The organism is Pseudomonas sp. NBRC 111143, from assembly GCF_001320965.1.
In the GTDB taxonomy this organism is placed as follows: domain Bacteria; phylum Pseudomonadota; class Gammaproteobacteria; order Pseudomonadales; family Pseudomonadaceae; genus Aquipseudomonas; species Aquipseudomonas machongensis.
This window is the reverse complement of record NZ_BCBT01000013.1, coordinates 17,723-42,732: the sequence shown is the minus strand read 5'-3', so window position 1 is coordinate 42,732 and position 25,010 is coordinate 17,723. Positions and strand designations below refer to the sequence as shown.

Annotated in this window: 21 protein-coding genes; 11 read left to right on the top strand and 10 right to left on the bottom strand. The window is 62.4% G+C overall.

Going from position 1 to position 25,010, the window contains the following annotated elements:
* Nucleotides 1-185: 185 nt before the first annotated feature.
* The 9 genes from alaC to hmpA form a co-directional block, all read right to left on the bottom strand.
* A complete protein-coding gene (gene alaC, locus APH44_RS09875) occupies nucleotides 186-1,394 on the bottom strand; it encodes an alanine transaminase (protein ID WP_054892518.1) in 1,209 nt (402 codons plus the stop codon).
* A 163-nt stretch (nucleotides 1,395-1,557) separates the two neighbouring features.
* A complete protein-coding gene (locus APH44_RS09870; protein ID WP_054892517.1) occupies nucleotides 1,558-2,685 on the bottom strand; it encodes a hypothetical protein in 1,128 nt (375 codons plus the stop codon).
* A gap of 120 nt (nucleotides 2,686-2,805) precedes the next feature.
* Nucleotides 2,806-3,693 carry a heme o synthase gene (gene cyoE, locus APH44_RS09865; RefSeq protein ID WP_054892516.1) on the bottom strand — a complete coding sequence of 296 codons (888 nt, stop codon included), beginning with the start codon at nucleotides 3,691-3,693 and terminating at the stop codon, nucleotides 2,806-2,808.
* A gap of 11 nt (nucleotides 3,694-3,704) precedes the next feature.
* Complete coding sequence (gene cyoD / locus APH44_RS09860) at nucleotides 3,705-4,037, bottom strand: cytochrome o ubiquinol oxidase subunit IV (protein WP_054892515.1); 333 nt, start codon at nucleotides 4,035-4,037, stop codon at nucleotides 3,705-3,707.
* On the bottom strand, nucleotides 4,037-4,660 hold the full coding sequence (locus APH44_RS09855) for a cytochrome o ubiquinol oxidase subunit III (RefSeq protein ID WP_054892514.1): 624 nt from the start codon (nucleotides 4,658-4,660) through the stop codon (nucleotides 4,037-4,039). Before APH44_RS09855 ends, cyoD begins: the two co-directional genes overlap by 1 nt.
* Before the next feature lie 3 nt (nucleotides 4,661-4,663).
* Nucleotides 4,664-6,682, bottom strand: coding sequence for a cytochrome o ubiquinol oxidase subunit I (gene cyoB / locus APH44_RS09850; RefSeq protein WP_054892513.1), 2,019 nt, complete (start codon nucleotides 6,680-6,682; stop codon nucleotides 4,664-4,666).
* Nucleotides 6,683-6,685: 3 nt separating this feature from the next.
* Nucleotides 6,686-7,630 carry a ubiquinol oxidase subunit II gene (cyoA, locus tag APH44_RS09845; protein ID WP_054892512.1) on the bottom strand — a complete coding sequence of 315 codons (945 nt, stop codon included), beginning with the start codon at nucleotides 7,628-7,630 and terminating at the stop codon, nucleotides 6,686-6,688.
* 556 nt (nucleotides 7,631-8,186) lie between these two features.
* A complete protein-coding gene (locus tag APH44_RS09840; protein WP_054892511.1) occupies nucleotides 8,187-8,693 on the bottom strand; it encodes a disulfide bond formation protein B in 507 nt (168 codons plus the stop codon).
* A gap of 352 nt (nucleotides 8,694-9,045) precedes the next feature.
* Nucleotides 9,046-10,224 carry an NO-inducible flavohemoprotein gene (hmpA, locus tag APH44_RS09835; protein ID WP_054892510.1) on the bottom strand — a complete coding sequence of 393 codons (1,179 nt, stop codon included), beginning with the start codon at nucleotides 10,222-10,224 and terminating at the stop codon, nucleotides 9,046-9,048.
* A gap of 155 nt (nucleotides 10,225-10,379) precedes the next feature.
* Here hmpA and norR point away from each other — a divergent pair, with 155 nt between their 5' ends.
* From norR to APH44_RS09780, 11 genes are all read left to right on the top strand, one after another.
* The gene (gene norR / locus APH44_RS09830; protein ID WP_054892509.1) at nucleotides 10,380-11,924 is read left to right on the top strand and encodes a nitric oxide reductase transcriptional regulator NorR; all 1,545 of its coding nucleotides are present in this window, start codon (nucleotides 10,380-10,382) and stop codon (nucleotides 11,922-11,924) included.
* A 110-nt stretch (nucleotides 11,925-12,034) separates the two neighbouring features.
* The gene (locus tag APH44_RS09825; RefSeq protein ID WP_054892508.1) at nucleotides 12,035-12,934 is read left to right on the top strand and encodes a chemotaxis protein; all 900 of its coding nucleotides are present in this window, start codon (nucleotides 12,035-12,037) and stop codon (nucleotides 12,932-12,934) included.
* Between the two features lie 90 nt (nucleotides 12,935-13,024).
* On the top strand, nucleotides 13,025-13,336 hold the full coding sequence (locus APH44_RS09820) for a hypothetical protein (RefSeq protein ID WP_054892507.1): 312 nt from the start codon (nucleotides 13,025-13,027) through the stop codon (nucleotides 13,334-13,336).
* Nucleotides 13,333-14,067 carry a YkgJ family cysteine cluster protein gene (locus APH44_RS09815; RefSeq protein ID WP_054892506.1) on the top strand — a complete coding sequence of 245 codons (735 nt, stop codon included), beginning with the start codon at nucleotides 13,333-13,335 and terminating at the stop codon, nucleotides 14,065-14,067. The genes APH44_RS09820 and APH44_RS09815 overlap by 4 nt, the downstream gene beginning before the upstream one ends.
* Nucleotides 14,068-14,316: 249 nt before the next feature.
* Nucleotides 14,317-15,480 carry an efflux RND transporter periplasmic adaptor subunit gene (locus tag APH44_RS09810; RefSeq protein WP_054892505.1) on the top strand — a complete coding sequence of 388 codons (1,164 nt, stop codon included), beginning with the start codon at nucleotides 14,317-14,319 and terminating at the stop codon, nucleotides 15,478-15,480.
* Nucleotides 15,477-18,566, top strand: coding sequence for a multidrug efflux RND transporter permease subunit (locus tag APH44_RS09805; protein ID WP_054892504.1), 3,090 nt, complete (start codon nucleotides 15,477-15,479; stop codon nucleotides 18,564-18,566). Before APH44_RS09810 ends, APH44_RS09805 begins: the two co-directional genes overlap by 4 nt.
* Before the next feature lie 9 nt (nucleotides 18,567-18,575).
* Nucleotides 18,576-19,250 (top strand): heavy metal response regulator transcription factor, encoded by a 675-nt coding sequence (locus tag APH44_RS09800; protein ID WP_054892503.1) that lies wholly within the window; start codon nucleotides 18,576-18,578, stop codon nucleotides 19,248-19,250.
* Complete coding sequence (locus APH44_RS09795; RefSeq protein WP_054892502.1) at nucleotides 19,225-20,637, top strand: heavy metal sensor histidine kinase; 1,413 nt, start codon at nucleotides 19,225-19,227, stop codon at nucleotides 20,635-20,637. The genes APH44_RS09800 and APH44_RS09795 overlap by 26 nt, the downstream gene beginning before the upstream one ends.
* A 129-nt stretch (nucleotides 20,638-20,766) precedes the next feature.
* Nucleotides 20,767-20,991, top strand: coding sequence for a hypothetical protein (locus tag APH44_RS09790; protein WP_054892501.1), 225 nt, complete (start codon nucleotides 20,767-20,769; stop codon nucleotides 20,989-20,991).
* A gap of 204 nt (nucleotides 20,992-21,195) precedes the next feature.
* Nucleotides 21,196-22,527, top strand: a complete 1,332-nt coding sequence (locus APH44_RS09785) for an OprD family porin (RefSeq protein WP_054892500.1) — start codon at nucleotides 21,196-21,198, stop codon at nucleotides 22,525-22,527.
* 329 nt (nucleotides 22,528-22,856) lie between these two features.
* Nucleotides 22,857-24,362, top strand: coding sequence for a diguanylate cyclase (locus APH44_RS09780; protein ID WP_054892574.1), 1,506 nt, complete (start codon nucleotides 22,857-22,859; stop codon nucleotides 24,360-24,362).
* Here APH44_RS09780 and APH44_RS09775 read toward each other — a convergent pair.
* Nucleotides 24,359-24,835, bottom strand: coding sequence for a PA2169 family four-helix-bundle protein (locus APH44_RS09775; protein ID WP_054892499.1), 477 nt, complete (start codon nucleotides 24,833-24,835; stop codon nucleotides 24,359-24,361). The genes APH44_RS09780 and APH44_RS09775 overlap by 4 nt on opposite strands.
* Nucleotides 24,836-25,010: the final 175 nt, after the last annotated feature.

The window sequence follows — 25,010 nt, the reverse complement described above, 5'->3', positions numbered from 1 at the left end:
GGAAGTTGTTGTTATCGAGCGGGCGCTCGCGGCGCCATTTTTAATCCAAGCACGAGCGGCTGGATAGAGGGGAAATGAAAAAAAGACGGCCGCTGGTCGCGACCTTCGAGCGCCATGCTGCCAGTAGCACGTAAAGCCGCAAACGGCCTGCCATCGCAGACCTGCTTGCGGCTTGAGCCTGGGGCTTACTTGCTGGTCAGGCCGTCGGCGCGGAACATCTGACGGATGCCGCGGATGGCCTGGCGGATACGATCCTGGTTCTCGATCAGGGCAAAACGCACATGGTCATCGCCATAGTCGCCGAACCCGATACCGGGCGAGACACAGACCTTGGCCTCGGCCAGCAACTTCTTGGAGAACTCCAGCGAGCCGAGGTGCGCATAAGCTTCGGGGATCTTGGCCCAGACGTACATCGAGGCTTTCGGGTTCTCGACCATCCAGCCCAGCTCATGCAGCCCCTTGACCAACAGGTTGCGGCGTTGCCGGTACTGCTCCGCGATGTCGCGTACGCACTGCTGGTCGCCTTCCAGCGCAGCGATTGCCGCCACTTGCAGCGGAGTGAAGGTGCCGTAGTCGTGGTAGCTCTTGATCCGCGCCAGGGCGCTGACCAGCTCGGGGTTGCCGACCATGAAACCGATCCGCCAGCCCGCCATGTTGTAGCTCTTGGACAGGGTGAAGAATTCCACCGCGATATCCTTGGCGCCGGGCACCTGCATGATCGAGGGGGCCTTCCAGCCGTCATAGACGATATCGGCGTAAGCGAGGTCGTGCACCACCAGCACGTCGTACTGCTTGGCCAGGGCGACCACACGCTCGAAGAAGTCCAACTCCACGCACTGCGCAGTCGGGTTGGACGGGAAGCCCAGGATCATCATCTTCGGCTTGGGAATCGATTCGCGGATCGCACGTTCTAGCTCATTGAAGAAGTCCACTCCCGGTACCAGCGGCACCGAGCGAACCTGAGCACCGGCAATCACCGCCCCGTAGATGTGAATCGGGTAGCTCGGGTTGGGCACCAGCACCGTGTCGCCATGGTCGAGGGTGGCGAGCATCAGGTGCGCGAGGCCCTCTTTCGAGCCGATGGTGACGATGGCTTCGCTGTCCGGGTCGATCTCGACCTCGTAGCGTTCCTTGTACCAGTTGGAGATGGCGCGGCGCAGGCGCGGGATGCCGCGCGAGGTGGAGTAGCCGTGGGTATCTTCACGCTGGGCGACCTGCACCAGCTTCTCGACGATATGTGGCGGGGTCGCGCCATCCGGGTTGCCCATGCTCAGGTCGATGATGTCTTCGCCGCGACGGCGTGCCGCCATCTTGAGCTCGGCAGTGATGTTGAAGACGTAGGGGGGGAGACGATCGATGCGCGCAAAGCGGCGCGGCGAACCTGGGTTGGCCATGCTTTCCTCGAGAGACGTAAGCGCCCGGAACCGTCCGAGCGACGTTGGCCACTGCGGTGGCCGAGGCAGAAAATAGTCTGGTTGCCCTGGCGTTGTAAAGGGGCTACCGACAGATTGGCAGCCCCGCCAGCGAGACTCGCTCGTTGGCGGGTAAGCGTGTAACTCAGCGCAAAGCCTTGTAGGCGTTCAAGTCGAAGCGCTGGATGCTCAACCCATCGCTGGGGTCCATGTGCTCGCCACGCACCTGGGTGAACTCCGTGGCAATGCTGCCGCGGTGAACCATACGTTCATCGGCAGTGCCTTCGGTCAGTACGGTATAGGACTTCTTGCGCATGGCGCGGTAGAGCTCGTCGTTCGCGTCGATGGTCTTGTGATAGGTCATCAGCGCTGCATCGCTCAAATCCAGACACTTGTCCAGCGTTACACCCCAACGCTTCAGGCAAACCTCGGCGAAGTGCCGCACGATCATCCCCGGTTCAGGCAGTGCCTTGCCGGAACCTGCGCCGTCTATCGAAGCATTGCCCACCAGCGTTGCATGACGGCCCGGCATCGGGAGAACGCTCATACGCGTACCGTATGCAGTGACAGGCACCACACAGGCGAAACCTTTGGATCGCTCGTCTCGTGCGTAGAACCCCACGTACTCCTTCACGTTGGCTCCCAGTTGCACACGCTCAGACTGCACGTTACCCACGCCGGGCACCGGATCAATGGCAAAGATGTTGACCTTTACATCGCACAGCTCCGGGTCTTGCGCCATGGCGTTGGCAAGCATGTGGCAACTGATTCCGCCCCTGCTCCACCCCACCAGGTTGACCGTGGCCGGGATCAGGGGTTTGCGCAGTTGCTTGATCAACTGCTCCTGCAAAGCCTGAGGGGTCACCGCGCGATCGCCGTAGTCGTAAGTGCGCCAGAACCACGAGCCGCCGGCCTCGGCATCAGGAATGGGAATGCCTGCACTCTTCAGGTTCTGGTATTGCTGCTCGGTGAGCTTGGTGCGGGCCCAGGTACTCTTGCCCTTGATGACCTGCAGGGCGTGCTGCACATTCTCATACCAACCCTTGCCGAACAGGGTGCCGGTCACTTTGTAGTGGTCGCCGTCATCGACGAACAGGGCATCGTCCTGCAGGTTGCCACTGCCTGGGCCATCGACTGTGATCCAATCGACGAACTCCCTGCCGGAGTGATTGCTCGCCAACGTGGCGATCAGCTCGCCATCCCAGAAATTGGGGTTCTTGTCATCGAAACGATGGGACCCGGTGCCACAGAAATAGACGGTAAAAACACTCATTTGGATGCCTCCTGATGGTTTGGAGGCCCAAACTAGTGTGTTCGAACGCCTGCACGCAGACGGAAAATCTGCCAACAAAAAACCCGGCCAGAGGCCGGGTTCTTGTATAGCGCGAAGGCTTCAGCGTGCGTAGGTCATCAGCACGTCGGCAGCGGTCTGGCTGTCCACCGACATCATCACGCTCAGCGCGGTGACGGTCAGGATGGAGAAGCCGAACACCTTGCGTGCCCACTTGCTGTCGTCCTCGGCCTTGTAGCCACCCCAGGCCATGTACAACCAGTACAGACCCATGGCAGCCGCAACGGCCAGGTAACCCAGACCGGCGTACCCACCCAGCGTCAGCATCAGCGTGGCGAGCACGAAGGCCAGCACGTACAGCACGATCTGCTTCTTCGCCGCCAGGATACCGCGAGCCACCGGCAGGACCGGGATGTTGGCAGCGCTGTAATCCTTGAAGCGGAAGATGGCGATGGCAAAGCTGTGCGGCATCTGCCACAAGCTGAACATCACCAGCAGCGTGACCGCTGCCAGGTCGAAGCTGTTGCTCACTGCGCAATAGCCGATCACCGGAGGCATGGCACCGGACAGGCTGCCGACCAGGGTGCCGTGCACCGATTTGCGCTTGAGCCACAGGCTGTAGAAGCCGACGTAGACCACGAAGCCGATCAGCGCGCAGAACGCCGACAGCGGGTTGGCCTGGACATACAGCAGGCTGAAGCCCGCCACCCCAAGCAGGGTGGCGTAGATCAGTGCGAGGGGCAGCGACATGCCGCCCTGGACCATGACGCGGTTCTTGGTACGTTCCATCTTCTGGTCGATGTCACGGTCGATGCAGTTGTTGAACACGCAACCGGACGCAACCACGAGCGAAGTACCTACCACCACCGCCAGGAACAGGGCGAAGTCCACATGGCCCTTCGCGGCAAGGAAGAAACCGCCTGCCACGGAAAGCACGTTACCGAAAATGATCCCCGGTTTGGTGATTTGGATAAAGTGCTTCACGGACATGCAGTCTTACCTCACTTGGCCAACATTTCGTAGTGGATGCTGAACATGATCCACAGCGACAGGCCTACCAGCAGTGCGATTACCAGAGCGGTGAACAGGAACGTCGAGACAGTGGAACGCTGCTCTTTCGAGCGGTCCATGTGCAGGAAGTACACCAGGTGCACCACGACCTGGATGACGGCCATGGCCACCACGATCAGGACGGTCAGGTTCTTCGGCAGGGTCGGATACATCACCAGGCCGAACGGGATCGCGGTCAGGATGATCGACAGGATGAAGCCGATCATGTAGGACTTCACGCTGCCGTGGTTACCTTCGTGGTGAGTGTCGTGTGCGTTAGCCATTACAGAACCCCCAGCAGGTAGACGACGGTGAAGACGCAGATCCAGACCACGTCCAGGAAGTGCCAGAACAGGCTCAGGCAGCTCATGCGGGTCTTGGCAGTCGGCGTGATGCCGTGCTTGTTGATCTGGTACATCAGGATGGCCATCCAGATCAGACCCGAGGTCACGTGCAGGCCGTGGGTACCGACCAGCGCGAAGAACGCCGACAGGAAGCCACTGCGCTGCGGGCCATAGCCTTCAACGATCAGGTGATGGAACTCGTAGATTTCCATCGCGATGAAGCCTGCACCGAACAGGAAGGTCACTGCCAACCAGCCCAGTACGCCTGCCTTGTTACCGGCGAACATCTTCAGCATGGCGAAGCCGAAGGTGATCGAGGACAGCAGCAGGAATGCGGTTTCGACCAGCACGAAGTCGAGCTGGAAGATGTCATGACCCGACGGGCCGCCGGCAAAACTGCCGGACAGCACCGCGTAGGTGGCGAAGAGCGACGCAAACAGGATGCAGTCGGTCATCAGGTACAGCCAGAAACCGAAGACGGTCATCTGGCCCGAGTCGTGGTGGTGATCGTCGTGCCCATGGTCGTGACCATGTGCATCGCCGTGAATTACTTGACTGGACATTGATTACACCCGTTCAAAGGTTTCGACACGTGCGCCACCGGTAGGTACACCGGCAAGCTGCAGGGCCCGCTGGCGTTCGCCTTCGATGCGCGCCACTTCTTCGGCAGGGACCATGTAGCCCTGGTCGTCACGCGCAGCGTGGCGAACGAAGACCGCGATGGTTGCTACCAGGCTCGCACCCACCAGCCACCAGATGTGCCAGATGAAAGCGAAGCCGAAGATGGTCAGGAACAGACCCATGAACAGACCGGTAGCGGTGTTGTTCGGCATGTGGATCGCTTCGTACTTGGCCGGCACCTTGTAGGCGACACCGGCTTCCTTGGCTTCTTGCCAGGCGTCCAGGCCGACCTTCTCGGGCATGTGGGCGAAGTTGTAGAACGGAGGTGGCGACGAAGTCGACCATTCCAGGGTACGGCCACCCCATGGATCGCCGGTGACGTCCAGGTTCTGGTTGCGGTCGCGAACCGATACGTACAGCTGGATCAGCTGGCAGGCGATACCGAACAGGATCAGCACTGCACCGACCACGGCCACGTACAGGTAGGGTTCCCACAGTGGGTTGTCGGAGTGGTTCAGACGACGGGTCATACCCATGAAGCCCAGCGCGTACAGCGGCATGAAGGCCACGTAGAAACCGGACAGCCAGAACCAGAATGCCGCCTTGCCCCACTTCTCGTTGAGGGTGAAACCGAAGGCTTTCGGGAACCAGAAGGCGAAGCCGGCAATGTAGCCGAACACCGCGCCGCCGATGATCACGTTGTGGAAGTGGGCGATAACGAACAGGCTGTTGTGCAGCACGAAGTCAGCACCTGGAACGGCCAGCAGTACGCCGGTCATGCCACCGATGGAGAAGGTGACCATGAAGCCCAGGGTCCAGAGCATCGGCGGAGTGAAACGCACGCGGCCCTGATACATGGTGAACAGCCAGTTGAACAGCTTCACACCGGTCGGAATGGAGATCAGCATCGTCGCCAGGCCGAAGAAGGTGTTGACGCTGGCGCCTGCACCCATGGTGAAGAAGTGGTGCAGCCAGACCGCGAAGCCCAGTACGGCAATGGCACCCGATGCGTAGATCATCGCGTGGTGGCCGAACAGACGCTTGCTGGAGAAGGTCGAGGTCACTTCCGAGAACACGCCGAACGCCGGCAGGATCAGGATGTACACCTCAGGGTGACCCCAGGCCCAGAACAGGTTGACGTACATCATCGGGTTCCCACCAAGCTCGTTGGTGAAGATGTGGAAGTCCAGATAACGGTCAACGGTCAGCAGGGCGAGTGCGGCGGTCAGGATCGGGAAGGAAGCGACGATCAGCACGTTGGCCCAGGTGCAGGTCCAGGTGAAGATCGGCATGTCCATCAGCTTCATGCCAGGTGCGCGCATCTTCAGGACGGTGACCAGGAAGTTCACGCCTGTGAGTGTCGTACCCAAGCCTGATAGCTGTAGCGCCCAGATGTAGTAGTCAACCCCTACGCCCGGACTGTACTGGATCCCCGACAATGGCGGATAGGCAACCCAACCGGTCTTGGCGAATTCGCCGACGCCCAGGGAGATGTTGACCAGCAGCACGCCTGCCAGCAGCAGGTAGAAGCTCAGGGAGTTCAGGAACGGGAAGGCAACGTCACGTGCACCGATCTGCAGAGGCAGGGCCAGGTTCATCAGGCCGGTGAAGAACGGCATCGCCATGAAGATGATCATGATCACACCGTGGGCGGTGAAGATCTGGTCATAGTGTTCAGGCGGCAGGTAGCCTTCGGAGCCGCCGGTAGCGGCAGCCAACTGGGTACGCATCATGATGGCGTCGGCGAAGCCGCGCAGCAGCATGACCATCGCGACGATGATGTACATCACCCCGATCTTCTTGTGGTCGACCGTGGTCAGCCACTCGGTCCACAAGTAGGACCACTTGCGGAAATAGGTGATGGCACCAACGACGGCGAGGCCCCCGAGCGCGATCATGGCAAGCGTCACCATGACTATCGGCTCGTGATAGGGAATCGCCTCCAGGCTTAATTTACCGAACATCTCTTACTCCTCTGCACCGGCAGCTGGTTGCATACTCGTTTCCACACCCTTGGTAGTGGCCAGGTCTTTGCTGCCTGCTTCTTCGTGGCTCGGACGACCACGGTTCATGCCTTCGTACTTGTCGACGATGAGCTGGAACGTGTCAGGCGAAGCCTCGCTGTACAGCTCGACTGGGTTGTTTTCGCTTGGTTTGGCCAAGGCGTCGTATTCGGCCTTGTCCAGCTTCTTCGGCGAAGCCTTCACTTGCGCGACCCATGCATCGAAGTCGGCTTGCGAAGTGGCGGTTGCCTTGAATTTCATACCGGTGAAGCCAGCACCGCTGTAGTTCGCGGAGATACCGTCGAACTCGCCATTTTCGTTGGCGATCAGGTGCAGCTTGGTGGTCATGCCAGCCATCGCGTAGATCTGGCCGCCCAGCGCAGGGATGAAGAACGAGTTCATCACGGCGTCGGAGGTCACGCGGAAGTTGACCGGGGTGTTAGCCGGGAAGACGATCTTGTTGACCGTGGCAATGCCCTGCTCCGGGTAGATGAACAGCCATTTCCAGTCCAGGGCGACCACGTCGATCTGCACCGGCTTCACATCGGAATCCAGCGGACGATAAGGGTCGAGCTTGTGGGTGGAGTGGTAGGTGACGTAGCCCAGGGCGATGATGATCAGGATCGGGATGATCCACACCGCAGCTTCGATCTTGGTCGAGTGCGACCAGTCGGGGGTGTAGGTGGCAGCCTTGTTGGAAGCACGGTACTTCCAGGCGAAGACCAGGGTCATGATGATGACTGGCACCACGACCAGCAGCATCAGGCCGGTAGCGATGAGGATCAGGTTCTTTTGCTCAATGCCGACCTGGCCCTTCGGGTCGAGCAGGGTCCAGTTGCACCCACTGAGTAAAAGCATGCCTAAAAAGGGCAATATGCCAAACAGTCTGGGGTAACGCTTTTTACTCATCTCACGACCTCTAGATCAGCTTGCTTCAATGCAATGTGTTTTGTTCGCCAACACTTCGTCCTGCCAAGCGTTAGCATTTCGAGCTCGAACCCGCGCCTGCCTGGGATCCGACTGCTGGATCTGGGCGTTGAGCGTATGGACGAGCTTGGGGTTTTCTTAGGCTAAAGGCCTGTACTTCAGACCAATTCCATTTGGTGCGGGAAAACGCGGAGGGGTGTCCGCCCGGATCGCCGTTGGGCGAAACTTGTCGAAGTCAGCAAAAGGAGCGCTGGGGCTTCCTTCAATCCTGCGACTCGCAAGCAGTGCCGAACGGAAATTGGGGGCGATTGTAGATAGGTCGCCCCCCCTTGACTATGACTTATTGAGCAACAGTCTTTTACAGGATTTGTAATAATCCTGCCTGAAAAATCAACTTCGCGACAGTTTGTCGCACCCTGCTTGATAGCCCTGAAACCCTTGTATTACAAGGGCTCAACGTTGATCAGGATCAGTCTCTGGGGAAATTTTGCCGGTTATCTCACCGTGCAATAGACCTGCATCAAATCGGGACTTTTGTCTAAGCCCGGCGCCGATTCCGATAGATGCCCAGCGGCACCAGGATGGCAGTGAGGACGAACGCCACCAGCGCCCATTGCGCCAGCGACAGACCCAGGATGGGCGGGTACGGTGTGGTGCAGAAACCGTCGACCTGGAATGCCAGGGGCCAGAGTCGCGCCAGGGGCAGGTCGTCGACGATCGGCTGCAGTACATCGACGCCGCAACTGGCGTACGGGTTGGCGAGTATATACACATGGTTGCCGGCCGCAACGATTCCGCCAATTGCGCTGAGCACGACCAACGCCTCGAAGAAGGTCAGGCTCCGTCGTCCGGGCATGGCTGCGGCAATGAACGCGAACAGCGCGATCAGCAGCAAGGCATAGCGCTGCAGGATACATAACGGGCAAGGCGCCTCGCCCAGCACGACCTGCATGTACAGCGCGCCGCCGATCAGCGAGAGGCAGATTACCCCCAACAGCACGAGGAAGCGCCGTTCCCGATTCAGGCGCAGGGTTTGTTCGTTCATTGCCGATTCCTTGGATGGATAGGTGGCAGCGTGTTCCGCCTGCCTGGGCGCAAGTCTACACGCAGGGATGGTCTCTTAGCGTGTCGAGGAAGCGGCGAGACAGCGCTGCGCAGGGCTATCCGGAGATGCTGTGACCGGCGTTGGCAACATCGGTTCAACCTTGGCCGGTAAAAAAAAGCGGCTGCCCGGGCGTCGCGCAGGGACCAGCCCCTCGACACCCGGGAGTGAAGGATACAGTGATTAAAGGAGGATTAAAGATGAAAGCTGCGGGGCGCTGTTCATCCTTCCTTATATATGGACAGGCCAACCCCTTCGCGGGCTTGCCCGCGAAGACGCCAGCCTGGTCAGTAGATCATTCCAGAGCAGCCGCCGGCCCGAAGAACTCGTAGCGGCTCTGCGCATCCGGAACCCCCAGGGCCTTGAGGTGACGACGGATCGCCGCCATGAAGCCCTTTGGTCCAAGGAAGTAGGCATCCACGTCACGCGCTCGCGGCAGCCACTCAGCCAGCAGATCCTGGGTCAGCAGGCCGACCGCATTGGCGTCACGGCTGCCGTCGTCCTCGGCATAACAATAGAAGCGTTGCAGTTGCGGATGCTGCGCCGCCAGGCCGTCGATCCAGTCACGGAAAGCATGCACCGAACCGTTGCGAGCGCAGTGGATGAAGTGCACCGGACGCTCGGTCTTCAGCGCAGCCTCGAGCATCGCCAGGGTCGGGGTGATGCCGACACCACCACTGATCAGCACCAGCGGCTTGTCGCCAGGTGCCAGGGTGAAGTCGCCCGACGGCGGGAACAGCTTGAGCGTGTCGCCGACCTGCAGTTGATCGTGCAGGTGGTTCGACACCTTGCCCCCGGCCTCGCGCTTGACACTGATGCGGTACTGTTCGCCATCGCACAATGCCGAGAGCGAATAGTTACGGCGCTGTTCGGCACCGTCGATGAACAGTTGCAGGCCGATGTACTGACCAGGCTCGGCCTTGAGTACCGGCTTGCCATCGATGGGCGCGAAGTAGAACGAGACGATCTCGCTGCTTTCCTGCTCACGGCGCACCACACGAAAATCCCGGGCACCACGCCAGCCGCCGTCAGCCTCTTCCTTGGCCTTGTACAAGCCCTCTTCGGCACCGATAAGAATATCGGCCAGCTGGCCATAGGCCGCGCCCCAGGCAGCGATCACTTCCGGGGTGGCGATGTCCTTGCCCAGCACTTCCTCGATGGCGCGCAGCAGGCAACTGCCAACGATCGGGTAATGTTCGGGCAGGATCTGCAAGGCCACATGCTTGTTGATGATCTGGCCAACCAGGCCACCCAGTTGTTCCAGCCGGTCGATATGGCGGGCATACATGAGCACGCCGTTGGCCAGCGCGCGTGGCTGGTCACCGCTGGCCTGGTGCGCCTGGTTGAACAGCGGACGCACTTCGGGATACTCGCTGAGCATCATCTTGTAGAAGTGGGTGGTCAGCGCCTCGCCACCGCTTTCGAGCAGCGGGACGGTAGCCTTGATGATTGCACGTTGTTCGGCATTGAGCATTGCAGTGACTCCCTGAGCCTTGGGCTACGAATGGTTACCCAGCCCACTTCAGCAATCGTGCCAACTCGAAAGCCCAATGAAACCAAGGCCTGCAAGCAACCCATGTCAAAAAGACCTACTCCGATATATAGTCATGATGACCAACAGGAGTCCAAATGACTGCAAAGCCCCTGCTCACCGCCCTCCTCCCCCTTGTCAGCGACCTGTCTCGCGACCTGCCCGACCAGGAGCGCTATCGTCGCCTGCTGCAGGCCATGCGCGGTTTGCTGCCTTGCGATGCGGCCGCCTTGCTGCGGCTTGACGGCGAATGGCTGGTGCCGCTGGCGGTCGATGGCCTGTCGCCGGACACCCTGGGACGGCGTTTCCGTGTCAGCGAACACCCCCGCTTCAAGATTCTGCTCAGCCGCAGCGAGCCCACCCGCTTCGCCAGCGACAGCGACCTGCCCGACCCTTATGACGGCCTGGTCAACGCCCACGATGCAGACCTGGAAGTGCACGACTGCATGGGCTGCCCGCTGATGGTCGATGAACGACCCTGGGGCCTGGTCACACTCGATGCACTCACTCCCGGCCAGTTCCAGAGCCTCGAGCTCGAAGCACTGCAGGCTTTCGCCAGCCTCGCCGCCGCGACCGTCACCGTGGCCGAGCGTATCGAGGGCCTGGCCCTGCGTGCCGAGGACGAGCACCTGCGCGCCGAGGTCTATCGCCAGGCCAGCGGGCAGGACAAGGAATTGATCGGCCAGAGCAAGGCCCACAAGCGGCTGCTCGAGGAAATCCGCCTGGTCGGGGGCAGCGACCTGACCGTGTTGATCACCGGTGAAACCGGCGTGGGCAAGGAGCTTGTGGCCCAGGCCCTGCACCGCGCAAGCAATCGCGCCGACAAGCCCTTGGTCAGCCTCAACTGCGCCGCCTTGCCCGACACCCTGGTGGAAAGCGAACTGTTCGGCCACGTGCGCGGCGCGTTCACCGGCGCCCACGGCGAGCGACGCGGCAAGTTCGAGCTGGCCAACGGCGGCACGCTGTTCCTCGACGAAGTGGGCGAGTTGCCGCTGGCCGTGCAGGCCAAGCTGCTGCGGGTGCTGCAAAGCGGGCAACTGCAACGCCTTGGCTCGGACCGCGAACACCGGGTCGATGTGCGCCTGATCGCGGCGACCAACCGCGATCTTGCCGAAGAGGTACGCAATGGCAACTACCGCGCCGACTTCTACCATCGCCTGAGCGTCTATCCACTGCTGGTGCCGCCACTGCGCGAGCGCGGGCGTGACGTGCTGATGATCGCGGGTTATTTCCTCGAGCAGAACCGTTCGCGCCTGGGGCTCAACAGCCTGCGCCTGAGCGCCGGTGCCCAGTCGGCATTGCTGGCCTATGACTGGCCGGGTAACGTGCGCGAGCTGGAGCATCTGATCGGGCGATCGGCGCTCAAGGCCCTCGGCTCACACCCGCAGCGTCCACGCATCCTCACGCTGGAAGCGCCCGACCTCGACCTGCGCCCAACCGTTGCCATACCCGCTGCCAGTGTCCCCGTATCGCCCACGGAACTACCACAAGGCGGGCTGCGCGAGGCGCTGGACGACTACCAGCGACAACTGATCGAAGCTTGCCTGACGCGCCATCAGGACAACTGGGCTGCTGCCGCCCGCGAACTGGGGCTGGACCGGGCGAACCTGAGCCGACTGGCCAAGCGCCTGGGGTTGCGCTGACGGTAGCCCCACAGGACCCGCGCCAACCATCAGGATGAGGGCCTAAAGCCTGGCTACTCCAGGCCGATAACCCGACATCTCTCCTTTCCAGACATACCTGAAGGTTACACATGGCCACGCAAAATGCCCGCGCGGACTCGCTGTCCCTGCTGCTGTTCACCCTGCGCAGCGGCAAGCTGATGGCTATCAACCTGCTCAAGGTCAGCGAGATCATCCCCTGCCCGCCCCTGACCAAGCTTCCCGAGTCGCATCCCCACGTCAAAGGCGTAGCGACCCTGCGCGGCAACTCGCTGTCGGTGATCGACCTGTCGCGGGCAATCGGCGAAATGCCGTTGGCCGACCCGGATGGCGGCTGCCTGATCGTCACCGACATCAGCCGCACCCGCCAGGGCCTGCACGTGCAGGCGGTCAGCCGCATCGTCCATTGCCTGAGCACCGACATCAAGCCACCGCCCTACGGCTCGGGCAACCGCTCCTTCATCACTGGCGTGACCCGGGTCGACAATACGCTGGTACAGGTGCTCGACATCGAGAAAGTCATCCACGGCATCGCCCCGCCGGAACCTGAAACGCATCCCGGCGAACTCAGCGCAGAAGACGCCAGCCTGCTGGCTGCCGCCAACATCCTGGTGGTGGACGACAGCCAGGTGGCGCTGCAGCAATCGGTGCACACCCTTCGCCACCTCGGCGTCGAATGCCATACCGCGCGCAGCGCCAAGGATGCGATCAACGTCCTGCTGGAGCTGCAGGGCACCGCCCAGGAAATCAACATCGTGGTGTCGGACATCGAAATGTCCGAGATGGACGGCTACGCCTTCACCCGCACCGTGCGCGAGACCCCGGACTTCAAGCACCTCTACGTGCTGCTGCACACCTCGCTGGACAGCGCCATGAGCGCCGAAAAAGCCAAGGTCGCAGGCGCCAACGCGATTCTCACCAAGTTTTCCTCGCCCGAGCTGACCGACTGCCTGGTCGTCGCGGCGCGAGCGGTCGGGTTCGCCGAGCGCTGATACATCTGGCGACACAATGCCTTCACTTGATGGTGGGGAGGACTCGGGCATAATCACTCCCCTTCCGAGGTTTTCTTGCCGGTACCGCTTATGACCCTTCTTCGCATTGCCCTGATTGCCCTCGCCATGACCAGTGGTCTTGCCCAGGCCTCCAGCCCCGACGCCTGGAACGAGTACCGCCAGCAGATGGTCAAGCGCTGCCTGGCCGCCAGCCAGTTCAAGGACGCCCACGCCCTGGGCAAGCCCGCCGAATTCGACGACCGCACCGCCTATAGCGCCCTGCTGATCGAAGGCGTGTACAAGCCAAAATCCATGAAGAATCAGACAGGCACCGAACTGTGCCTTTATGACCGCGCCCAGCAGCAAGCCTACGTCACCGAATGGAAGCCAGGCGCCAAGTGAGCGACGGCATTCGTTTCGCCTGCACCGGCTGCGGCAAGTGCTGCACCGGCCACCATGTACCGCTCACGCTTGCCGAGTCCCGCCAGTGGGCTGCCAGTGGCGGCCAGGTCGTGGTGCTGATCGAAGGCTTCATCACCGATGGCCCGGGCATGCCGGTCGAGCAACGCGATCATGTGCTGCGCCGTTCGCTCGCCGTGCCTTGCGGGAGCGCCGAGGTGCGGGTCTCGGTGACCTTCGCGGCCTTCAATCCAGGGCGCTGTCGCAACCTGGATGCCAACAACCTGTGCGGCATCTATGAAACACGCCCGCTGGTCTGTCGTATCTATCCGGCCGAGGTCAACCCGCACCTGCCTCTGCGCGTCGAAGCCAAGGATTGCCCCCCCGAAGCCTGGCAACAAGGCCCGCAACTGATCGTTGGCAACAGGGCCGTCGATCCGCAACTGGCCGCACTGATCGAAGCCTCGCGCCAGGCCGACCGCGACGACATCGCCGCCAAGGTTGCCGTCTGCCAGGCGCTGGGCATGACCACCAGCGCGCTCAAGGGCAACGGTTTTACCGCCTGGCTGCCAGACATGCAGGCGTTTCTCGCGGCGCTCGATCAGGTGAGCGATCGAGCACACGTGCCATGGACTGTGCATGTGCAAGACGCCGAACTGGCCGACGGGCTGCGGGGGCATGGGCTGCTGACGACCGGCGAAGCGCCGGTGTACTACGCCTTTATCGGGTTCTGAGCTGGAATCCAGGGCCCTCACCTCCAACGTTGGCGTTCGACTCCAGAGCAAATCCCGGACGAGCATTGGTCCAGCTCAATTCCTTGGCAACTGGCCATCAATGATTGGAAACTGTCAGCGCTGTCAGCCAGACGTCACGTTGCCGACCCGATCGGCGGGCTATAAGCAGAAAAGAACCTGACAAAAGTCTGGAACCGAAAGACGCCAGCACGGTTTCCAGCCCTCCCCCACTGACCGGTATCAGCCTTGATGCGACGTCCCTCCCGCCCCCTCGTCCTCGCCGCCCTGGCCATCCTCTTGCTGATCGCGGTGGCCGGTTGGCTGCGCCTGCGCCAGGACACGCCTGCCCCACGCGCACAAAACGCCGTGCCGGTGAGGGTGATCAGCGTCACCCAGCAGGACGTGCCGCGCTTTGCCAGCGCGATCGGCTCGGTGCTTTCGCTGCACAGCGTCGATGTACGCCCGCAGGTCGAGGGCATCCTCACCCAAGTGCTGGTCAAGGAGGGCCAGTGGGTCAAGGAAGGCGACCTGCTTGCCACCCTCGACGACCGTGCGATTCGCGCCAGCCTCGAGCAGGCCCGCGCCCAACTCGGCCAGAGCCAGGCACAGTTGCAGGTGGCCGGTGTCGACCTCAAGCGCTACCGCCTGTTGAGCAGCGACGACGGTGTCTCGAAGCAGACCCTCGACCAGCAACAGGCGCTGGTGAATCAACTCCAGGCCACGGTCAAGGGCAACCAGGCGGCCATCGCCAATGCCGAAGTACAGCTGTCGTACACCCAGATCCGCTCACCAGTAACCGGTCGCGTCGGCATTCGCAATGTCGACCCCGGTAACCTGGTGCGCAGCAGCGACACCCAGGGGCTGTTCAGCGTCACCCAGATCGACCCGATCGCCGTCGAGTTCGCCCTGCCCCAGCAGATGCTGCCGACTCTGCAGACCCTGCTCAGAGCGCCCTCGCCGGCGCTGGTCGAGGCTTACATGGACGCCGACGGCGAACGCAGCCTGCTCGGCCAGGGCCATCTGGCGCTGATCGATAACCAGATCTCGGCCAACACCGGCACCGTGCGCATCAAGGCCGAGTTCGACAACAAGGATGGCCTGCTGTGGCCCGGCCAACTGGTGACCATCCGCCTGCGCACCGCTGTCGATGAGCAGGCGCTGGTGGTGCCGCCACCGGTGGTGCAGCGCGGCGTCGATGGTCATTACGTCTACCGCCTCGATGGCGACAAGGTCGCCAGCGTACCGGTCAAGGTGCTCTACCAGGACAGCGACCTGAACATCGTCGCCGGGGTCAAGGCCGGTGATCGCCTGGTGCTCGACGGCCAGTCGCGCCTCAAGCCCGGGGCACGGGTCGAGGTCGCCCCCGACGTGCCCGCCAGCCCCGAAGTGGCTGACCGCCGGAGCCAGCCATGATCACCCGCAAAGGCGTTTCGGCCTGGTGCATCGACCACCCCATCGCCACCCTGCTGCTGACCTTCGCCCTGGTGCTGCTGGGGGCCATCGCCTTTCCGCGCCTGCCGGTGGCGCCGTTACCCGAGGCAGATTTCCCGACCATCCAGGTCACCGCACAGCTTCCCGGCGCGAGCCCGGAAACCATGGCGTCGTCGGTGGCGACGCCGCTGGAGGTACAGTTCAGCGCCATCCCCGGCATGACCCAGATGACCAGCAGCAGCGCCCTGGGCTCGACCACGCTGATTCTGCAGTTCACCCTCGACAAGAACATCGACACCGCCGCCCAGGAAGTCCAGGCCGCGATCAACACTGCCACTGCGCGTCTGCCGCAGGACCTGCCCAGCCCACCGACCTGGCGCAAGGTCAACCCAGCCGACAGCCCCGTGCTGGTGCTGACCGTCAGCTCCGAGCAGATGCCTGGCAACGAGCTCAGCGACTACACCGAAACTCTGCTGGCGCGCCAGCTCAGCCAGATCGACGGGGTCGGCCTGATCAATATCACCGGCCAACTGCGCCCCGCGATCCGCGTGCAGGCGCAGCCCGAGAAGCTCGCGGCCATCGGCCTGACCTTGGCCGATATCCGCCAGGCCATCCAGCAGACCAGCCTGAATCTGGCCAAGGGCGCGCTGTACGGCGAACACAGTGTCTCGACCATCGCCGCCAACGATCAGTTGTTCCACCCCGAAGACTACGCCCAGCTCATCGTCAGCTACCGCAACGGCGCCCCGGTGCGCCTGCAGGACGTAGCCAAGGTGATCGAGGGTGCCGAGAACGCCTATGTCAAATCCTGGTCCGGGGACAAGCCTGGGCTGAACCTGGTGATCTTCCGCCAGCCCGGCGCCAACATCGTCGACACCGTGGATCGCGTGCTCGACGCCCTGCCCCGCTTGCAGGAAATGCTGCCGGCCTCGGTCGAGGTGTCGGTACTCAACGACCGCACCCAGACCATCCGCGCCTCGCTGCATGAAGTGGAACTGACGCTGATGATCGCGGTGATACTGGTGATCGGGGTGATGGCGCTGTTCCTGCGCCAGTGGTCGGCAACCCTGGTCGTCTCCAGCGTGCTGGGGGTATCGCTGATCGCCAGTTGCGCACTGATGTACGTGGCAGGCTTCAGCCTCAACAACCTCACACTGGTGGCCATCGTCATCGCCGTGGGCTTCGTGGTCGACGACGCCATCGTGGTGGTGGAAAACATCCACCGTCACCTGGAAGCCGGCGATGACAGCCGCACGGCGGCGATCAAGGGCGCCGGGGAGATCGGCTTCACGGTGATCTCGATCAGCTTCTCGCTGATCGCCGCGTTCATTCCGCTGCTGTTCATGGGCGGCGTGGTCGGGCGATTGTTCAAGGAATTCGCCCTGACGGCCACCTCGACCATCCTGATTTCGGTGGTGGTATCACTGACCTTGGCCCCGACCCTCTGTGCCTTGTTCATGCGCAAACCGCCGCAGGAACACCACGACGGCTTTGGCCAGCGCCTGGTGCGCTGGTACGAAAAGGGCCTGGACCGCGCCCTCGCCCACCAACGCCTGACGCTGGCTGTGTTCGGCCTGACCCTGGCGTTGGCAGTGATTGGCTATGTCGCCATCCCCAAGGGTTTCTTCCCGCTGCAGGACACCGGCTTCATCCTCGGCACCAGCGAGGCCGCAGCCGACGTGTCGTATCCGGCGATGATCGAGAAGCACAAGGCCCTGGCAAAGATCATCGAAGCCGACCCTGCGGTGCGCGCCTTCTCCCATTCCGTCGGGGTCACCGGCAGCAACCAGACCATCGCCAACGGCCGTTTCTGGATCAGTCTCAAGCCCCGCGGCGAGCGCGATGTATCAGCCAGCGAACTGATCGACCGGCTGCGCCCGAAACTCGCCCAGGTGCCCGGCATCGTCCTGTACCTGCGCGCCGGCCAGGACATCAACCTCAGCTCCGGCCCGTCGCGCACCCAGTACCAGTACGTGCTCAAGAGCAACGATGGCGTGGCCCTGAACCTGTGGACCCAGCGCCTGACCGAACGCCTGCGGGAAAACCCGGCATTGCGCGACCTGTCCAACGACCTGCAACTGGGCGCCAGCGTCACCCACATCGACATCGACCGCCAGGCCGCCGCACGCTTCGGCCTGACCACCACCGACGTCGACCAGGCGTTGTACGACGCCTTCGGCCAGCGCCAGATCAGCGAGTTCCAGACCGAGACCAACCAGTACAAGGTGATCCTCGAACTCGACGCCCGCCAGCGCGGCAAGGCCGAGAGCCTGAACTACTTCTACCTGCGCTCGCCGTTGTCGGGAGAGATGGTGCCGCTGTCGGCCCTGGCCCATGTCGCACCGCCCAGCACCGGCCCGCTGTCGATCGCCCACGACGGCCTGTTCCCGGCCGCCAACCTGTCGTTCAACCTCGCCCCCGGCGTGGCCCTGGGTGATGCGGTGCGCATCCTCGAACAGACCCAGCGCGAGCTGGGCATGCCCGACGCCATCGTCGGCAGTTTCCAGGGCGCGGCACAGGCGTTCCAGAGTTCGCTGTCGAGCCAGCCGTGGCTGATCCTCGCCGCACTGGTGGCGGTGTACATCATCCTCGGTGTGCTCTACGAGAGCTTCGTGCACCCGCTGACGATCATCTCCACCCTGCCCTCGGCGGGGCTTGGTGCCCTGATCCTGCTCTGGGCCATGGGCCAGGACTTCACCATCATGGGCCTGATCGGCATCGTGCTGCTGATCGGTATCGTCAAGAAGAATGGCATCCTGCTCATCGACTTTGCCCTCGACGCCCAGCGCACCCAGGGCATGACGCCCGAGCAGGCGATCCACCAGGCCTGCCTGACGCGCTTCCGGCCGATCATCATGACCACCCTCGCTGCCCTGCTCGGCGCTGTGCCGCTGATGTTCGGCTTCGGAGCCGGTGCCGAGCTGCGCCAGCCGCTGGGCATCGCGGTGGTCGGCGGCCTGCTGGTCAGCCAGGCGCTGACGCTGTTCACCACCCCCGTCATATACTTGGCCCTGGAACGTGTGTTCCACCGCCGCAAGGTCGCCAACGCGGCCGCGACTGCCAGTTGAGACAAACCCATGCGTGTGCTGATCGTCGAAGACGAAGAAAAAACCGCCGACTACCTGCGTCGTGGCCTGACCGAGCAGGGCTTCACCGTCGACCTGGCCCGTGATGGTATCGATGGCCTGCACCTGGCGCTCGAAGGCGACTACGCGGTGATCGTGCTCGACGTCATGCTCCCGGGTCTGGATGGCTACGGCGTGCTGCGCGCCCTGCGTGCGCGCAAGCAGACGCCGGTGATCATGCTCACCGCCCGCGAGCGGGTCGAGGACCGCATTCATGGCCTGCGCGAAGGTGCCGACGATTACCTGGGCAAGCCGTTCTCCTTCCTCGAACTCGTAGCCCGCCTGCAGGCCCTGACCCGTCGCAGCACCAGCCACGAGCCGCTGCAAATCCAGGTCGCCGACCTGTGGATCGACCTGATGGCGCGCAAGGCCAGCCGCGCGGGCCAGCGTCTGGAGCTGACCGCCAAGGAGTTCTCGCTGCTCAGCGTACTGGCCCGGCGTCAGGGCGAGATTCTGTCCAAGACCGCCATCGCCGAGCTCGTCTGGGACATCAATTTCGACAGCGATGCCAATGTTGTCGAGGTCGCGATCAAGCGCCTTCGCGCCAAGCTCGACGGGCCGTTCGACAACAAGTTGCTGCACACCATCCGAGGCATGGGCTATGTCCTGGAAAACCGTGCGGGCTAACTCCCTGGCCCTGCGTCTGTCGCTGCTGTTCACACTGGTGGCGCTGGCAGTCTTCGTGCTGATCGGCAGTGCGTTGTACCGCCAGGTCGACCGCAGCCTCGACCTGCTGCCGGCAGCGGAGCTGGATGCGCGATTCAGCGTGCTGGAGTCCACCCTCAACCGCTTCGGCACCCTGGAACACTGGGCGAAGATCCACAACAAACTCAACCTGCTGGCCGAAGAAGACCGGCGCATCCGCTTCTGGGTGGTCAGCGATGATCCGCGCTTCGAGTACGGCCACCCCAACGAACAGTTGCGCCGCTTCGCCCAGGGCCCGGAAGGTATGCGCGACATGCGCCTGGCCGACAACCCCTACCCGTTCAAGATCCTGGTCAGCCAACTGCCGGCACTGGGTGAACGGCCGGCGGTACGTTTCATGATCGGTATCGACACCCAAACCTTCTGGCAGGCCCAGCACAGCCTGCTGGTGGCCATTGTCGGCCTGGCCGTGCTCGGTGTGCTGCTGGCCTCGCTGCTCGCCTACTGGGTCGCACGCATCGGCCTGCGCCCACTGCTGGCGCTGTCAGCCGAGGCCCAGGCGCTGGCCCCACCGCGCCTGGACGGACGCCTGCGCACCCAGGACCTGCCGCCGGAGCTGGCGCAGTTTGCCGAGGCCTTCAACGCCGCGCTCGACCGGGTCAGCCAGGCCTATTCGCGGCTCGAAGCCTTCAACGCCGACGTTGCCCACGAACTGCGCTCGCCGCTGACCAACCTCATCGGCCAGACCCAAGTGGCCCTGACCCGCGGGCGCAGCGCCGAGCACTACTTCGAGGTGCTGCAATCGAACCTCGAAGAGCTGGAGCGCCTGCGCAGCATCATCAACGACATGTTGTTTCTCGCCAGCGCCGACCAGGGCAGCAAGGCCACCGCCCTGACCCAGGCGTCACTGGCCGAGGAAGTGGCGACCACCCTCGACTACCTGGACTACATCCTCGAAGACGCACGCGTCAGCGTCGAGGTCAGTGGCGATGCCCAGGCCCCGATCGAAAAGGCACAACTGCGCCGCGCGCTCATCAACCTGCTGAACAACGCGGTACAGCACACTGCGCCCGGGCAGGTGATCCAGGTGCGAATCGACGTTGAGCAAGAGCGGGTCAGCATCGCCGTAAGCAACCCCGGCCCGGCTATCGATGAAGCGCACCTGCCGCTACTGTTCGAACGCTTCTATCGGGTCGACGCCGCGCGGAGCAACAGCGGCGGTGGTAACCACGGGTTGGGGTTGGCGATCGTCAAGGCCATCGCGCTGATGCATGGCGGCAGCGTCTTTGTACGCAGCGAAGAGGGCGCCAATACTTTCGGTATCAACCTGCCGAGCGCTCAACTACGCGGGTTCAGGGTAAAAGTCTGAAGACTCACGCAGTCATTCTTACTTTTTGCGCAAGAGTGATTATCCTCCGCGGTGCTGTTTAAAGTGTCTGTTCAGGACTAACTTAGCCCTGTCTTCACTCACACTTGCCACGCAAGAAGGTTGTTTCAAATGTCCAACAGTATGGGTATTGCCAGCGTCTTCGTCCTGTCGTCCCTGTTGTTGTCGCCCCTGGCCATGGCTGAGGAATCGCCGGCCTTCGTCGCCCGTAACGCAGAGATCGCCGCCACCCTGCAACAGTCGCAGGACGCCTATGCCGCGCAGCACCAAGGTGCAGTAAAAGACGCGCAACAGACAGCTTCCAAAGTCACCACCGATGACAATGCCGACAGCTGATCGGCAGCCGGAACACGCCCTGTTTTCCCCCGGCTACGCCATGGGCAGTGCCTGTGTCGATATGTTAGCCTTTTAAAGCCGCTGCGCATCAGCGGCTTTTTTTATGCGCTTTAATTATCAGCCGGTTTGTAACGTCCCTCATAAGAAACTGCAATTCCGACAATTAGAAACTGCCTCACTGTTAGACCAAAGGAGCATTTACTCGTGTCCCTCGCTTTCCGTTTCACGCCTCTGTTCGTTGCATTGGCCGCAACGATTCCCCATGCCGCCCAGGCGGACGACGAAAAAGCTGATGGTTTCATCGAGGGTTCGTCGCTGAACCTGCACTTTCGCAACGCCTACTTCAACCGCAACCAACTCAACCAGGGTGTGCGCGACAATCGCGAGTGGGGCCAGGGCGCCGTCGCCCGCTTCGAGTCGGGCTATACGCCCGGTGTGATCGGTTTCGGTGTCGATGCCCACGCCATGCTGGGCCTGAAGCTCGATGGCGGTGGCGGCCACGCTGGCACCAGCATCCTGCCGACTCACCAGAAGAACGAAGACGAACTGGGCGCCGCGCCGCATTCGTTCTCCACCGCAGGCGCCGCGGTCAAGCTCAAGGGCTTCGACACTGAACTGAAGGCCGGTGACCTGTTCCTCACCAACCCAGTGATCGCCGGTGGCGAGACGCGCATGCTGCCGCAGACCTTCCGTGGTGTAGCACTGACCAACACCAGCGTTGAAGGGCTGCTGCTCGAAGGCGGCCAGGTGAGCTTCACCAAGCCCTACAACCAAAGCGGCCACCGCCGCATCGACACCTACTACAGCCAGCAGACCGACGACCAGCGCAGCAAGCACCTGTCGTGGGCTGGCGCCGCGTGGAGCGGCACCGAGAACATCACCGCCAACCTCTATGCCGCCGAACTGAAAGACATCTGGAACCAGTACTACGCCGACTTCGACTACACCTACGCGGTCAATGATCTGGTCAGCCTCAACCCGGGCGTGCACTTCTATCACACCCAGGACACTGGCCAGTCGAAACTGGGCAAGATCGACAACAACACCTACAGCCTGCACTTCACCGTGGCGGCCGGTCATCACAGCGTCACTGCCGCCTACCAGCGGGTCAACGGCAATACGCCGTTCGACTACATCAACCTGGGCGACAGCATCTACCTCGACAACTCGCGCATGTACTCGGACTTCAACGGCCCAAACGAGCGCTCCTGGAAGCTGCAGTACGACTATGACTTCGCCGGGCTCGGCATCCCGGGGCTGACCTCGTCGCTGTCGTATTCGCGCGGCAAGCTGGACCTCACCAAGGCCGATCCGAACAGCGTCGGCTATGGCCACTGGTACAGCGAGGACGGCAAGGATGCGCGCCACTGGGAACGCGACCTGGACGTGAAGTACGTGTTCCAGGAAGGCCAGTTCAAGGACCTGTCGGTGCTGCTGCGCTATGCCAGCCACCGTGGCAGCCAGGGGTACTCGGCTGTGGATAACGACAACGACGAGTTGCGTGTGATCGTCGACTATCCGCTGAACGTGTTCTGATCCGCACCCTCGCAACTGATAGCACCGGCGTTGCCGGTGCGGTCCTTGTAGGAGCGGGCTTGCCCGCGAAAAAGACACCGCGCTGCCTGGCACGGGCTGCGCCCGTGTTCGCGGGCAAGCCCGCTCCTACATGGGTTGAGCCAGACCTATAGATTTTGAGCAAGACAGGTGCTCCTGCAGTGCTGCAGGAACGGGCCAGCCACGCGAACCCCTGATGCATTTCCGACGGACTAATCTTGTCCGACAATTGCCACTTCCCTAGAATATCGCCGCCGCTTTATAGCCCTACCCTCACGGAAAGAGGGGCCTATGCAGTAGCGAGCCCGATGTTGCACACCCGATCCCCGCGCCCCATCCTCCCCAGGCCTCACCCCGAGCTGATCCTCAACCTGGGCAGTTGCCTCGCCGTGCTCGCGATTGTAGGTATCGTCAGCTATCTGCTCGGCCGCGAACGGGACAGTGTCGAACAGTCCTCCATCCGCGCCTCGAGCAACATCGTCCAGCTCATCGAAAGTGACATCCTGCGCAACGCCGAGCTCTATGACCAGTCGCTCAAGGGACTGATCTGGGCAGTCGGGCGCAGCGAGCTGCCGAAGGTGCCTGGCCCGTTGCGCCAACGCCTGTTGTTCAACCAGGCCTTCGTCGACCGCAGCCGCGGCGATGTACTGTGGCTCGACGCCCAAGGCGATGTGGTGGGCGACTCCACCAGCATCATTCCACGCCAGGCGAACTTTGCCGGCACGGGGGTGTTCAAGGCCCACCAGGCCAACGCCAACCTCGGTCTGCTGGTCGGCCCACCGTTCAAGGCGCGGCTTGGCGATCTGGACTGGTGCATCAGTTTCAGCCGGCGCATCCCCGGCCCCAACGGTGAGTTCGCAGGCCTGGCCACCGGCGCCCTGCGCCTGTCATATTTCAACGAACTGTTCCAGCGCCTGGACATCGGCGAGCACAGCAGCATCAACCTGCTCAACACCAGCGGCCAGTTGCTCGCTCGCGAGCCGACCCGGCCACAAGACCCAGCGATCGGCAGCGACTTCAGCCAGCAACCCAATTTCCAGCGCATTCTCCAGGAGCACAGTGGTAGCTTCAGCGCGCACTCGAACCTGTTCGACGAGCGGCGCATGTATACCTTTGCGCGCGTGGGCGAACTGCCGCTGATCGTGCTGGTGGCGCACTCTTCTTCCGAAGTCTTCCAGGCCTGGCGGCGCACGGCGCTGATCGTCGGCCTGGCCACGGGGGTGCTGTGCCTGGGCATACTCTGGCTGACCGTGCTGCTGGGGCGCGAACTGCGTCGGCGCCACGATGCCGAGCAAGGCCTGGCCACGCTGGCAGCCACCGACAGCCTCACAGGCTTGGCAAACCGACGTCGCCTTGATCAAGTACTGCGCCAGGAATGGGCGCGCGCGCAACGTAACCGTTCGGCGCTGGCGGTACTGATGGTGGATGTGGATCACTTCAAGGCGTTCAACCAGCGCCACGGTCATGCCGGCGGTGATCATGCCCTGCGCGAGGTGGCGCGCACCATCAATCGCTGCATTCGCAGGCCGGCCGACCTGGCAGCGCGTTATGGTGGCGAGGAGTTTCAGGTGGTGCTGCCGGAAACCGAACTGGCCGGCGCGTTGCTGCTGGCCGAACGCATTCGCCTGAGTGTCGAGGCGATGCCGCAATTCGGTGCCGATGAGCGACCGATCACGGTCAGCATTGGCATCGGCCTTTACCAACCCGGCACCCAGCACGACCTTACAGCAGTGCTGGGTGCCGCGGATGAAGCCCTTTACCGGGCCAAGGCGGGGGGCCGTAACCGGGTAGAAGGGCCTGTCACGCCTGTTGCTTAGGAGCGGGCGCGAGCAGCGTCACGCAGGACTTTCACCTGGTCGTGATTGCGCTGTACGCCTTGCAGCTGCTTCTCCACCAGCGCATAGGTTTGATCACTGGCGCCGCGGCCGAGTTTGACCAGCTTCTCGCGAGCCTCTTTGTAGGCCTTCAGCGCGTGGTCCTCGCCCCGCTCCACTTCGTTGAGCACCGCTTCTTCATCCTTGCCGGTCACCATCGACTTGAGGTTGACCCAGCCACGGTGCAGATCGCCGCTGAAGCTGGTGGAGGTTTCCGGGTCGCCACCGAGACGGCGTACTTCGCTCTGCAACTCGCTTGCGGCACTGGCGCATTCGCCAGCACGCTGGACGAAGAAGGCCTTCAGCTCAGGATTCTTGACGTCATCGGCCGACTCCTTGAAACCCTTCTCGCCATCCTTGCTGTACTCGATCAGGTTGTTCAGCACGTCGATCACGTCTTTGTTGGGGTTGCTCATGGGGTAACTCCTTGGCAGGTGATAGTCCCTATGACAGGAGCAGTCTTCATGCCAAGCCTGGAAAATATAAAAAATCCATAAAAATCATATAGTTATTTTTTAAGCGCAACGGCAGGGAAGCGGTGTTCTGCATGATCGCCGCTTGCGCGCTCGTGCAGATTGCAGGGTGGATGCG